The organism is Sorangium sp. So ce1335 (assembly GCF_051521615.1).
Lineage (GTDB): Bacteria > Myxococcota_A > Polyangia > Polyangiales > Polyangiaceae > Sorangium.
The window spans coordinates 695261-708404 of record NZ_CP150363.1; the positions used below are offsets into that span (position 1 = coordinate 695261).

Annotated in this window: 9 protein-coding genes and 1 tRNA gene; all 10 read left to right on the top strand. The window is 66.6% G+C overall.

Features of this window, described 5'->3' with window-relative positions; genetic code table 11:
* The first annotated feature begins 13 nt into the window (after window positions 1-13).
* Window positions 14-86, top strand: a tRNA-Trp gene (locus WMF24_RS02510).
* Window positions 87-95: 9 nt separating this feature from the next.
* Window positions 96-800 carry a preprotein translocase subunit SecE gene (gene secE, locus WMF24_RS02515; protein ID WP_437734732.1) on the top strand — a complete coding sequence of 235 codons (705 nt, stop codon included), beginning with the start codon at window positions 96-98 and terminating at the stop codon, window positions 798-800.
* Window positions 801-830: 30 nt separating this feature from the next.
* On the top strand, window positions 831-1361 hold the full coding sequence (gene nusG / locus WMF24_RS02520; RefSeq protein WP_436613119.1) for a transcription termination/antitermination protein NusG: 531 nt from the start codon (window positions 831-833) through the stop codon (window positions 1359-1361).
* Between the two features lie 117 nt (window positions 1362-1478).
* Window positions 1479-1922 carry a 50S ribosomal protein L11 gene (gene rplK / locus WMF24_RS02525; protein WP_129572915.1) on the top strand — a complete coding sequence of 148 codons (444 nt, stop codon included), beginning with the start codon at window positions 1479-1481 and terminating at the stop codon, window positions 1920-1922.
* A gap of 143 nt (window positions 1923-2065) precedes the next feature.
* Window positions 2066-2776 carry a 50S ribosomal protein L1 gene (rplA, locus tag WMF24_RS02530; protein WP_437734733.1) on the top strand — a complete coding sequence of 237 codons (711 nt, stop codon included), beginning with the start codon at window positions 2066-2068 and terminating at the stop codon, window positions 2774-2776.
* A 3-nt stretch (window positions 2777-2779) separates the two neighbouring features.
* Window positions 2780-3307 carry a 50S ribosomal protein L10 gene (gene rplJ, locus WMF24_RS02535; RefSeq protein WP_437636072.1) on the top strand — a complete coding sequence of 176 codons (528 nt, stop codon included), beginning with the start codon at window positions 2780-2782 and terminating at the stop codon, window positions 3305-3307.
* Between the two features lie 99 nt (window positions 3308-3406).
* Window positions 3407-3796, top strand: coding sequence for a 50S ribosomal protein L7/L12 (gene rplL, locus WMF24_RS02540; RefSeq protein ID WP_436613115.1), 390 nt, complete (start codon window positions 3407-3409; stop codon window positions 3794-3796).
* A 396-nt stretch (window positions 3797-4192) separates the two neighbouring features.
* Window positions 4193-8329, top strand: a complete 4137-nt coding sequence (rpoB, locus tag WMF24_RS02545) for a DNA-directed RNA polymerase subunit beta (RefSeq protein WP_437734734.1) — start codon at window positions 4193-4195, stop codon at window positions 8327-8329.
* The gene (locus WMF24_RS02550; RefSeq protein WP_437734735.1) at window positions 8329-8478 is read left to right on the top strand and encodes a hypothetical protein; all 150 of its coding nucleotides are present in this window, start codon (window positions 8329-8331) and stop codon (window positions 8476-8478) included. Before rpoB ends, WMF24_RS02550 begins: the two co-directional genes overlap by 1 nt.
* Complete coding sequence (gene rpoC / locus WMF24_RS02555; protein WP_437734736.1) at window positions 8471-12754, top strand: DNA-directed RNA polymerase subunit beta'; 4284 nt, start codon at window positions 8471-8473, stop codon at window positions 12752-12754. Before WMF24_RS02550 ends, rpoC begins: the two co-directional genes overlap by 8 nt.
* Window positions 12755-13144 lie beyond the last annotated feature (390 nt).

The window sequence follows — 13144 nt, forward strand, 5'->3', positions numbered from 1 at the left end:
GCGCAGCAGTTCTAGGGGTATAGCTCAGTTGGTAGAGCAGCGGATTCCAAATCCGCAGGTCGGGAGTTCGAGCCTCTCTGCCCCTGCCGGGGAATGTGGGCGCCGAGGGGCGGCCCTCGGAACCCCATCGAGCAGGCTTCCGCCTGCCGCGGGTCGGCGCGTTTGGTGTGGTTATGGCGAAGGGTCAAAAAGACAAGCAGACGCCGAAGGTCGCGGAGGATGGGGAGCCGGAGGAATCTGGAACGGCCGCGCCCGCCGAGACGTCGTCCCTCGCGACGCGGAGCGAGGAGCCGGGGACCGCTGACGCGGAAGGCTCCGAAGCCACCGAGGCGCAACGCGCCGGTGAGACCGACGAGGACGAAGAAGAGGTCGCAGCGACTCAGCTCGGCACCGAGCGCTACGTGCTCGCCGGCTTCTTTGCCGGCGGGATGCTGCTCGCCTACCTGCTCGGCAAGATCGTCCACAGCCTCTGGTCGGCCCTCTCCAACAAGGACTGGTTCAGCCGGACGCTGCCGGCGGTGTCTGCGGTGGGCGACGACGACCAGGCGACCTACGGCATGGTCATCGGCGGCATCATCGCGCTCGTTGTCGTGCTGCGTTCGTTCCGCAACGCGGAGCTCCGCACCTGGGCCGACGAGGTCGCTTCCGAGCTTGCCAAGGTGAAGTGGCCCACCAAGAAAGAGGTGACGAACTCGACGTTCGTCGTGATCGCGACGACCACCGTGGCGACCCTCTACCTGGCGCTGCTCGACCGCTTCTGGGCATTCGTGACCAACATCGTTTACGGCGATGGAAGCTGAAGCAGGGAGATCCTGAGGGAACCAAGCGCCATGGCCAAGAAGTGGTACGTCATCCATACCTACTCGGGATACGAGGCGAAGGTGCGCGACGCGCTCCAGCAGCGCGTGAAGCAGTACGGACTGGAAGATCGGTTCGGCGAGATCCTCATCCCGAGCGAGACGGTCACGGAGAACCGTCCCGGTGGCAAGACCCGCGTTCGTCAGAAGCTCAGCCTGCCCGGTTACATCTTCGTCGAGATGGACATGAACGAGCAGGTCTGGCACCTGGTCAAGGACACGCCCAAGGTGACCGGCTTCATCGGCAACCAGACGCCCCAGGAGGTCCCGCTCGTTCAGATCGACAATCTCCGGCGCGGGATCGTCGAGGGGTCGGTCAAGCCGAAGCCGCGGCTCACGTTCGAGGTGGGTGAGGAGGTGCGGGTGCTCGACGGCGCCTTCGCGAACTTCACCGGCACGGTCGACGACGTGAAGATGGACAAGCAGAAGCTCAAGGTGAAGGTCAGCATCTTCGGTCGGCCCACCAGCGTCGAACTCGACTTCTCTGCCGTGGAGAAGCGCTAGCCAGGGACGAGCGGCTGCAAACCTGTGGGCGAGGACCGCGCCTCCGCGGTCCCTCACTGTTTCTCTGAAAAGTAGACCGCCCGTCGGGCGGCGGTTCGATAGGGTGCGAGATTCATCATGGCGAAGAAAGTCACTGGGTATGTGAAGCTGCAGCTTCCGGCGGGCAAGGCCAACCCGTCGCCCCCCGTCGGTCCGGCGCTCGGCCAGCACGGCGTCAACATCATGGCGTTCTGCAAGGACTTCAACTCGCGGACGGCGGCGCAGGGAGACATGATCATCCCGGTGGTGATCACGGTCTACTCGGACCGCTCGTTCACGTTCATCATGAAGACGCCGCCGGCCTCCGTGCTCCTCAAGAAGGCGGCGGGGCTCGAGACGAAGAAGAAGCCGGGCGCGGGCTCCAAGGAGCCCAACAAGGTCAAGGTGGGCAAGGTGACGCAGAAGCAGCTGCAGGAGCTTGCCCAGCTCAAGATGCAGGACATGAACACGACGAACCTCGAGTCCGCGATGCGCAGCATGGCGGGCACCGCCCGCTCGATGGGCATCGACATCGTCGACTGAGGTTTGTCGCAGCCGCGCCCCGCGATCGGGGCGCGCCGCCCCGGCGTCCCTCGAGAGGGGGCGCCCCGGCGAGCAGTGCAAGGACTTACCACGGTAGTTTAAGGCGCACCGTGGGAGGCGAGAGCCGTTAAGAAGGAGGGCATGTGCCGAAAGTCGCCAAGAAGAAACTCGCAGCGCGAGCAGTCGTCGATCGCGCTCGAAAGTACACGTTGCCGGAGGCGTGCGCGCTGGTGAAGCAAGCCGCACCGGCCAAGTTCGACGAGACCGTGGACCTCGCGGTCCGGCTCGGGGTCAACCCGCGGCACGCTGACCAGATGGTCCGCGGCGCCGTGGTGCTCCCGGCCGGCACGGGGCAGTCGCTCCGGGTCCTCGTATTCGCCAAGGGCGAGAAGGCCAAGGAGGCGGAGGCCGCCGGGGCCGACTTCGTCGGCGAGGCCGATCTCGTGAACAAGGTCCAGGAAGGCTTCATGGACTTTGATCGCGTGATCGCCACGCCGGACATGATGGGTCTGGTGGGCAAGCTCGGTCGTATCCTCGGTCCGCGCGGCCTGATGCCGAACCCGAAGGTCGGGACCGTGACGTTCGACGTGAAGACGGCCGTATCGGAGGCCAAGGCCGGCAAGGTCGAGTACCGCGTCGAGAAGGCGGGCATCGTGCACGCCCGGATCGGCAAGGTCTCCTTCGCGGAGAACGCGCTCCAGGCGAACGCGGACGCGCTGATCCAGGCGCTCGTCCGGGCCAAGCCGGCGACGGCGAAGGGCGTCTACCTCCGGAGCATCACGATGTCCTCGACGATGGGCCCGGGGGTTCGTATCGACCCGGTCCACTTCATCGGGAAGGCAGAGGAGGCGTAGCCCATGGAACGGTCCCAGAAGGAAGCGGTCGTCGGCTCGGTCCGGCAGAAGTTCGAGCGGATGTCTTCCGCGGTCTTCCTGGATTTCAAGGGGATGAACGTCGAGGCGGTCACCAAGCTTCGCGATGAGTTCCGGAAGTCCGGCGTCGAGTACCGGGTCGTGAAGAACACGCTCGTCCGCCACGCCATCAAGGAGCACCCCTGGGCGAACACCCTCGCGAAGAGCCTGACCGGCATGACCGGCGTGGCCTGGAGCTACGAGGATCCGAGCGCGGCGGCCAAGGTCGTCAAGGCTTTCCGCAAGGACAACCAGAAGCTCCAGATCAAGGCCGGGCTCATCGAGGGGCAGATCCTCTCGGGCGACGCCGTCGAGACGCAGCTCGCGACGATGCCCGGCAAGGATGAGCTTCGTGCCACGCTGCTCGCGACGCTCCAGGCGCCGCTCCAGCAGTTCGTTCAGCAGCTCAACGCACCGCTCCAGAATTTCGCCTATCTCCTGAAGGCGAAGGAGGACGCGGGCTCGTCGGGCTGAGCGGGCGCTTTCGTATCAATTGGGCCTTGCGCCCGTCTGGTTTTGGTTTACATGGCCCCCTCCCCCGGGGCGCGCAGAAGAGTTTGAAGGAGTCTTGCAATGGCTGAGATCACGCGCGAGCAGGTCGTCGATTACCTCTCCAACCTCCCTGTCATCCAGATCGCCGAGCTCATCAAGGACCTCGAGAACAAGTGGGGCGTCAAGGCTGCCCCCGCGGCCGTCGCTGTCGCGGCTGGCCCCGCCGCCGGCGCCGCTCCGGCCGAGAAGGCCCCGGAGCAGACCGAGTTCGACGTCGTCCTCGCGAACGCCGGCAGCAACAAGATCGGCGTCATCAAGGCGATCCGCGAGATCACCGGTCTGGGCCTGAAGGAGGCGAAGGACCTGGTCGAGGCCGCGCCGAAGACCGTCAAGGAGCAGGTTTCCAAGGCGGACGCGGAGGAGATGAAGAAGAAGCTCGTCGAGGCAGGTGCTACCGTCGAGCTCAAGTAACGATCACCGCTCCCTGCTAGGGAAATCGGGATCCGCCGGAGGACGGCGGCAGGGGCGGTCGTCCCTGCCGCACGTCCCGCTTTTGTCTGAAAAAAGGGACCGCGCGTGCGGGCCCTCCGACGAGGACTGCGCGTACGGGTCCTCGACCGCTGCTGAAGAAGAGGACCACTGGTACGGGTCCTCGGTCAACTCTGAAGAGGACCGCGGGTGCGGGTCCTCGACCAATGCCGGAGCTCAATGGGTCGCCACGCGGTCCGCTCTGCCCCCACAGCCAAAACGTTTTGGGTCCTCACAGCCTGGGGACGCTCGCGCGCCATTGGTGCGTAGCTTCGTGTTCGTTGCTCGGTTCGAGCCGTGCGCCCGCCCCGCACTGCTCGTGTGAGCCGGAGGAAATCGATGCCGTCGGTCGTCCAATCCAACTTCCGCGTCCGTAAGAACCTGGGTCGCGTTCGTCGCATCATCGACGTCCCCAACCTGATCGACATCCAGAAGTCGAGCTACGACAAATTCCTCCAGATGAGCGTTCCGCCGAACGAGCGGGAGGAGGTCGGGCTGCAGGCGGTGTTCCGCTCGGTCTTCCCGATCAAAGACTTCAACGGCACGAGCGAGCTCGTCTTCGTCTCGTACAACCTCGAGCCGCCGAAGTACGACGTCGATGAGTGTCGCCAGCGCGGTATGACCTACTCGGCGCCGATCAAGGTGACGAACCAGCTCATGATCTATGACACCCGCGACGGCGGGGAGCGGATCGTGCGCGACATCAAGGAGCAGGAGGTCTACTTCGGCGAGCTGCCGCTGATGACCGAGACGGGCACGTTCATCATCAACGGCACCGAGCGCGTCGTCGTCAGCCAGCTCCACCGCAGCCCCGGCGTCTTCTTCGATCACGACAAGGGCAAGACGCACTCGAGCGGCAAGCTGCTCTATTCGGCGCGCGTCATCCCCTATCGCGGCTCGTGGCTCGACTTCGAGTTCGACCCGAAGGACATCATCTACGTTCGCATCGACCGTCGGCGGAAGATGCACGCGACCGTGCTGCTGCGCGCGCTCGGCTACTCGACGCAGGACCTGCTGAACTACTTCTACTCGACGGAGACCGTGTACCTCGAGAAGGGGGGCAAGTACGCGAAGAGCATCGAGTACGACCTCCTGGCCGGTCAGCGGACGACGCGCGACATCAAGATCGGCAACGACGTCATCGTCAAGAAGAACACGAAGTTCACGCGCGCTGCCATCCGGAAGATGAAGGAGGCGAAGCTCGAGCGGCTCAGCCTCGAGCCGGAGGAGCTCGTCGGGAAGGTGGCGGCGCACGACATCGTCGACCCCGAGACGGGCGAGGTCGTGGTCGAGGTGAACGAGGAGCTCACCGAGGCGAAGCTCGAGCGGCTGCGCGAGGCGAACATCGAGCAGTTCCGTATCCTCTTCATCGACGGCCTCAACGTCGGCTCGTACCTCCGCGACACGCTGCTCACCGACAAGGTGAAGACGATGGAGGACGCGATCCTGGAGATCTACCGGCGCCTGCGGCCGGGCGATCCGCCCACGCTCGAGACCGCCAAGACCCTGTTCCACAACCTGTTCTTCAACGCCGAGCGCTACGATCTGTCGAAGGTCGGCCGGCTGAAGCTGAACTACAAGTTCTACCGGGACGTCCCCGAGGAGGAGCGGCCGGGGCTCGATCTCACCGTGCTCACGCCGCAGGACATCCTGGAGACGGTGCGGCACCTCATCGAGCTCAAGAACGGCCGCGGCTCGGTCGATGACATCGACCACCTCGGCAACCGCCGCGTGCGCGCGGTCGGCGAGCTGATGGAGAACCAGTACCGCATCGGCCTCGTCCGCATGGAGCGCGCGATCAAGGAGCGCATGAGCATGTCGCAGGAGATCGACACGCTCATGCCGCACGACCTGATCAACGCGAAGCCGGTCAGCGCGGTCGTGAAGGAGTACTTCGGGAGCTCTCAGCTCTCGCAGTTCATGGATCAGACCAACCCGCTCTCGGAGGTCACCCACAAGCGCCGCCTGTCGGCGCTCGGGCCCGGCGGCCTCACCCGCGAGCGCGCGGGCTTCGAGGTGCGCGACGTCCACGCGACCCACTACGGTCGTATCTGCCCGATCGAGACGCCGGAAGGCCCGAACATCGGCCTCATCGCGTCGCTGTCGACGTTCGCCCGCGTGAACGAGTTCGGCTTCGTCGAGACGCCCTACCGCAAGGTCGAGAACGGCCGGGTGACCGAGGACGTGATCTGGCTCTCCGCGCTCGAGGAAGAGGGCAAGTACATCGCGCAGGCGACCGTGAACCTCGACGAGGGCGGGCGCTTCAAGGAGTCGCTCGTCTCGGCTCGTTACAACGGCGAGTTCAAGATCGTCACGCCCGAGATGGTCGAGCTGATGGACGTCGCGCCGAACCAGATGGTGTCGGTCGCCGCCGCGCTCGTGCCCTTCCTCGAGCACGACGACGCGAACCGCGCGCTCATGGGCGCCAACATGCAGCGCCAGGCCGTGCCGCTCGTCCAGTCGCACGCCCCGCTCGTCGGCACCGGCATGGAGGAGCGGCTCGCCCGCGACTCCGGCGTCTGCGTCATCGCGCGGCGCCCCGGCGTCGTCGAGAGCGTGGACGCGACGCGCATCGTCGTCCGCGCCGAGGGCGAGGGCGCCGAGGTGCCCGACATCTACCACCTCATGAAGTTCCAGCGCTCGAACCAGTCGACCTGCTACACGCAGAAGCCGGTCGTCAGGACGGGCGAGGTGGTGAAGAAGGGCGACGTGCTCGCCGACGGGCCGTCGACGGACATGGGCGAGCTCGCGCTCGGCCAGAACGTGCTCGTCGCGTTCATGCCGTGGCAGGGCTACAACTTCGAGGACTCGATCCTGGTCTCCGAGCGCATCGCCAAGGACGACGTGTTCACCTCGATCCACATCGAGGAGTTCGAGTGCGTCGCCCGCGACACGAAGCTCGGCAAGGAAGAGATCACCCGCGACATCCCGAACGTCGGCGAGGAGGCGCTCAAGGACCTCGACGACTCCGGCATCGTGCGCATCGGGGCCGAGGTGCGCCCGGGCGACATCCTGGTCGGCAAGATCACCCCGAAGGGCGAGACCCAGCTCTCGCCCGAGGAGAAGCTGCTCCGGGCGATCTTCGGCGAGAAGGCCGGCGACGTCCGCGACAGCTCGCTCAAGGTGCCGCCCGGCGTCGGCGGGATCGTCATCAACGCCCGGGTGTTCTCGCGCAAGGGGACCGAGAAGGACGACCGCGCGCGGGACATCGAGGATCAGGAGCGGGCCCGGATCGAGCGGACGCGCGACGAGGAGATCAAGATCCTCCGCGACTCGTTCTTCCGCCGCATCCGCGAGATCCTCATCGGCAAGGAGACGACGGGCAAGCTCGTCGACGACAAGGGCAAGGTGCTCTTCCAGAAGGGCGCGATCATCGACGAGGCGTCGCTCGCCGAGATCCCGCGCAAGTACTGGGGCGAGATCCCCGTCGACGACGCCGATCGGGTCCAGCAGATCCTGCGCGACCTCGAGGAGCTCGTCCGCACGCGCGAGGAGCACTTCCGCGACAAGATCGATCGCCTCTCCAAGGGCGACGAGCTGCCGCCGGGCGTCATCAAGATGGTGAAGGTCTATATCGCCATCAAGCGCAAGCTCCAGGTCGGCGACAAGATGGCGGGCCGCCACGGCAACAAGGGTGTCATCAGCCGGATCCTCCCCGAGGAGGACATGCCGTATCTCCAGGACGGCAGGCCGGTGGACCTCGTGCTCAATCCTCTCGGCGTGCCGAGCCGCATGAACGTCGGCCAGATCCTCGAGATTCACCTCGGGTGGGGCGCCTTCGAGCTCGGCAACCAGCTCCAGCGCATGCTGGAGCAGCAGCGGTCTGCCGCGGAGATCAAGGAGCACCTGAAGGCCATCTACGCGGGCGACGAGTCGATGGACGGCTTCTTCGACGACCTCGACGACGGCGACGTCAAGCGCTTCGTCAAGACGGTCGATGAGGGCGTCTTCATGGGATCGCCGGTGTTCGACGGCGCGCACGAGTCCGACATCAAGGGCGCCCTCGACCTCGCCGGACTCCCGACCTCGGGTCAGGCGATCCTCTTCGACGGCCGGACGGGCGATGCGTTCGACCAGAACGTCACGGTGGGCATCATGTACATGCTGAAGCTCCACCACCTTGTCGACGACAAGATCCACGCTCGTTCGATCGGGCCCTACTCGCTGGTCACGCAGCAGCCGCTCGGCGGCAAGGCGCAGTTCGGCGGGCAGCGCCTCGGCGAGATGGAGGTCTGGGCCATGGAAGCCTACGGCGCGGCCTACGCGCTGCAGGAGTTCCTCACGGTGAAGAGCGACGACGTGATGGGCCGCACCCGGATGTACGAGGCCATCGTGAAGGGGGACTACACCCTGGAGGCGGGGCTGCCGGAGAGCTTCAACGTGCTCATCAAGGAGCTCCAGTCGCTGTGCCTGAACGTCGAGCTGGTCGAGACGAGCGGAGGCGTGGAGGCCTCGGCCGCGGAGGAAGAGGAGTGATGCAGTTCGTCACGTCACGATCGCCGCGCGCGCTGTCGGTGATGACGGGCGAGGCGCGCCGCGAGGGCGGCGCGCCCGCGAGGGCAGACGCAGTGGGCGCGGACAGGTTCATCGGTTTCGTTTCCGTCTCCGGAGGTCTCCATGCGTGACATCTTCAGCTTCTTCGAGAAGCCCAAAGACCCGCTGTCGTTCAGCGCCATCCGCATCTCGCTCGCGAGCCCGGAGAAGATCCGCGAGTGGTCGCACGGCGAGGTCAAGAAGCCGGAGACCATCAACTACCGGACGTTCAAGCCGGAGCGGGATGGTCTGTTCTGCGCCAAGATCTTCGGGCCGGTGAAGGACTACGAGTGCAATTGCGGCAAGTACAAGCGCATGAAGCACCGTGGGATCGTGTGCGAGAAGTGCGGCGTCGAGGTCATCCAGTCGAAGGTCCGGCGCGAGCGGCTCGGGCACATCTCGCTGGCCACGCCGGTGGCCCACATCTGGTTCCTGAAGAGCCTGCCGTCGCGCATCGGCAACATGCTCGACATCACGCTCAAGGACCTGGAGAAGGTGCTCTATTGCGAGGCCTACATCGTCATCGATCCGAAGGAGACCGGCCTCATGCGGGGCGATCTCCTGAGCGAGGAGCGGTATCTGCAGCTCCTCGACGAGTACGGTGACGACAAGTTCAGCGCCGGGATGGGCGGCGAGGCGATCCTCGAGATGCTCAAGCAGGTCGACGTCCACGGCCTGGCAGAGCTGCTCAGGACCGAGATGCGCGCCGCGACCAGCGAGGCGAAGCGGAAGAAGCTCGCCAAGCGGCTGAAGGTCGTCGAGGCCTTCCGCGAGAGCGGAAACCGGCCGGAGTGGATGATGCTGACCGTGATCCCGGTGCTGCCGCCGGATCTTCGCCCGCTCGTCCCCCTGGACGGCGGCCGCTTCGCGACGAGCGATCTGAACGACCTCTACCGGCGCGTCATCAACCGCAACAACCGCCTGAAGCGCCTCCTCGAGCTGAACGCGCCGGAGATCATCATCCGGAACGAGCGGCGGATGCTGCAGGAGGCGGTCGACGCGCTGTTCGACAACGGCCGGCGCGGCAAGACGATCACCGGTCCGAACAAGCGCCCGCTCAAGTCGCTCTCCGACATGCTGAAGGGCAAGCAGGGCCGGTTCCGCCAGAACCTGCTCGGCAAGCGCGTCGACTACTCGGGCCGGTCCGTCATCGTCGTCGGCCCGACGCTGCGCCTGCACCAGTGCGGTCTGCCCAAGAAGATGGCGCTCGAGCTCTTCAAGCCGTTCATCTACAACAAGCTGGAAGAGCGCGGCTACGTCAACACCATCAAGAGCGCGAAGAAGATGGTGGAGAAGGAGCGCCCGGAGGTCTGGGACATCCTCGAGGAGGTCATCAGCGAGCACCCGGTGCTCCTGAACCGCGCCCCGACGCTGCACCGCCTCGGCATCCAGGCGTTCGAGCCGGTCCTCATCGAGGGCAAGGCGATCCAGCTCCACCCGCTGGTCTGCGCGGCGTTCAACGCCGACTTCGACGGCGACCAGATGGCGGTCCACGTGCCGCTGTCGGTCGAGGCGCAGATGGAGGCGCGCGTGCTCATGATGAGCACGAACAACATCCTCTCGCCCGCGAGCGGCAAGCCGATCATCAACCCGACGCAGGACATCGTGCTCGGGCTCTACTACGCGACCCGCGAGCGGAAGTTCGAGAAGGGGTCCTACCGCGCCGACACCCTCTCCTTCGGCGAGGACGGCGTGGCGCAGGGCTACCTCCGGGGCATCTACGCCTCCCCCGAGGAGGTGCGGATGGCCTACGACAACGGCGAGGTCGCGCTGCACGCCGGCGTCCGCGTCCGCGTCCCGGTCATCGACGATGACGGCAACCCGCAGCTCGACGAGAACGGCCACGTGAAGCGCCGCATCGTCGAGACGACGGTCGGCCGCGTCCTCATCTCCGAGGTGCTCCCGAAGGGCGTCGCGTTCGAGTACGCGAACAAGACCCTCGACAAGAAGGCGCTCTCGGCGCTGATCGACGTCTGCTACCGCATCCACCGCAACAAGGAGACCGTCCTCCTCGCGGACCGGCTCCGCACGCTCGGCTTCGACCACGCGATGCGGGCGGGCATCTCCATCTGCATGGATCACATGGTGATCCCCCCGGCCAAGAAGGTCCTCCTCGGCGAGGCGCAGAAGGAGGTCGAGCGCGTCGTCGAGCAGTACCAGGAGGGGCTCATCACCGACGGCGAGCGGTACAACAAGATCGTCGACATCTGGGCGAGCATCGCCGACCAGGTGACGACCGAGATGATGGCCGGCATCGGCAAGGAGACGGTCGTCGACCATGAGACGGGCAAGGAGTCGATCGAGCCGAGCTTCAACCCGATCTACATCATGGCCGACTCCGGCGCGCGCGGCTCCACGCAGCAGATCCGGCAGCTCGCCGCCATGCGCGGCCTGATGGCCAAGCCGTCCGGCGAGATCATCGAGACGCCGATCACCGCGAACTTCCGCGAGGGTCTCAGCGTGCTCCAGTACTTCATCTCGACGCACGGCGCCCGGAAGGGCCTCGCGGACACGGCGCTCAAGACGGCGAACTCGGGTTACCTCACCCGGCGCCTCGTCGACGTGGCGCAGGACGCGGTCATCTCCGAGTTCGACTGCGGCACCCTCGACGGCATCCGCGTGGCGAAGCTCGAGGAGGCCGGCGAGGTCATCCAGCCGCTCGGCGACCGCATCCTCGGCCGCGTCGCGCTCGAGGACGTCGTCGACCCGCTCACCGGCGAGGTGCTCATCACGGCGAACACCGAGCTCGACGAGCAGGCGGTGCGGTCCATCGAGGACGCCGGCATCGAGGAGGTCGTCATCCGCTCGGTGCTCACGTGCCAGCTCCGCCGCGGGGTGTGCGCGCTGTGCTACGGGCGCGATCTCGCGCGCGGCTACCGGGTCAACATCGGCGAGGCGGTCGGCATCATCGCCGCCCAGTCGATCGGCGAGCCCGGTACGCAGCTCACGATGCGCACGTTCCACATCGGCGGCACCGCGGCGCGCGGCAAGATCGAGGCGAGCTACCTCGAGGCCCGCACCGAAGGCACCGTTCGCCTGCGCCGCGCGGTCGTCCAGAAGAAGAAGGACGGCACCATGGTGGTGATGAACCGCCACGGCGAGATCGTGGTCGTCGACGAGACGGGCCGCGAGCGCGAGCACAACCGCCTCGTCTACGGCGCCATCCTCAAGAAGGCCGACGGCGAGCGCACGAAGCCCGGCGAGCTGCTCGCCGAGTGGGACCAGTTCGCGACGCCGATCCTCACCGAGGTCTCCGGCGTGGTGAAGTTCGGCGACCTCATCGAGGGCGTCAGCGTGCAGGATCGCCTCGACGAGGTGACGGGCCTCTCCCGGAAGGTCGTCATCGAGTCGAAGGCGGCCGACGTCCGCCCGCGCATCTCGCTGAAGGACCCCGAGACGGGCAGGACGCTGAAGCTCCCGAACAGCGAGCTCGAGGCGCGCTACCTGCTCCCTGTCGGCGCGCACATCGTCGCGCAGGAGGGGGATCTCATCGAGGCCGGCGAGGTCATCGCCAAGATCCCGCGCGACACGACGAAGGTGCAGGACATCACCGGCGGTCTGCCCCGCGTCGCCGAGCTGTTCGAGGCCCGCAAGCCGAAGGATCACGCGATCATCAGCGAGATCGACGGCGAGGTCACGTTCGGCAAGGACACGAAGGGCAAGCGGAAGGTCATCATCACGCCGTACTCGCCGGACGGGCACGCGCTCGGCGATCAGGCGCGCGAGTACCTGATCCCGAAGGGCAAGCACATCCAGGTGCAGCCGGGCGACCGGGTGCGCGCGGGTGACCCCCTCCAGGACGGCCCGCCGAACCCGCACGACATCCTCCGGGTGAAGGGCGAGAAGGAGCTGTCGGCCTGGCTCGTGAACGAGATCCAGCAGGTCTACCGGCTCCAGGGCGTCGGTATCAACGACAAGCACATCGAGGTCATCGTCCGGCAGATGCTCCGGCGGGTCCGCGTGCGCGAGGTCGGCGACACCAACTTCCTGGTCGACGAGCAGGTCGAGAAGCACATCTTCGAGAAGGAGAACGAGACCGTCCTCGAGCGCGGCGGCAAGCCCGCCATCGCCGAGGCGCTCCTCCTCGGCATCACCAAGGCCAGCCTGTCGACCGAGTCGTTCATCAGCGCCTCGTCGTTCCAGGAGACGACCAAGGTGCTCACCGAGGCCGCGATCAACGGCAAGACGGACGATCTCCGCGGTCTCAAGGAGAACGTCATCATGGGCCGCCTGATCCCGGCCGGGACGGGGCTGCCCGCCTACAAGCGCCTCCAGGTCGTTGTCGAGGGCGAGCCGGTGGTCCAGGCGCCGTACGTCGCCCCGCGGCCGCGCCCCGAGGAGACGCTCACCGCCGTGAACGAGGAGTAGCGGCCATCCGGCGCGCCAGGGGTGGGGGGCACCCCGCCCCTGAGCGCGCCTGTCTCCTGCGAGGTGCTCGCGCGCCGGTCAGGAGACGACCGCTTTCCCCGCGCACCCAAGGCTCCGCGCACCCTGGAGCCTGCCGGCCAGGCGAAGCGCGCCGGACGTGGCGCGCGCGCCTACCCGGGGTCAGCCTTCACTTCCACGGTGCAGCGCATCGGTCGAGCGGGCCCACGGGAGCAACCGGCGCTCGCCGGGACGTTCACGGGGCTCGCGCGACGCGCCCAGCTCTGCTCTCATCTATCGAGCGCACCCCATGGCTGTATACGCCGCGAGCGGCAAGCCAGCTCTCCCCGCGTGCTCCTGTCCGCGAGGGTTCTCCGGCGCGCGCCCACCCCC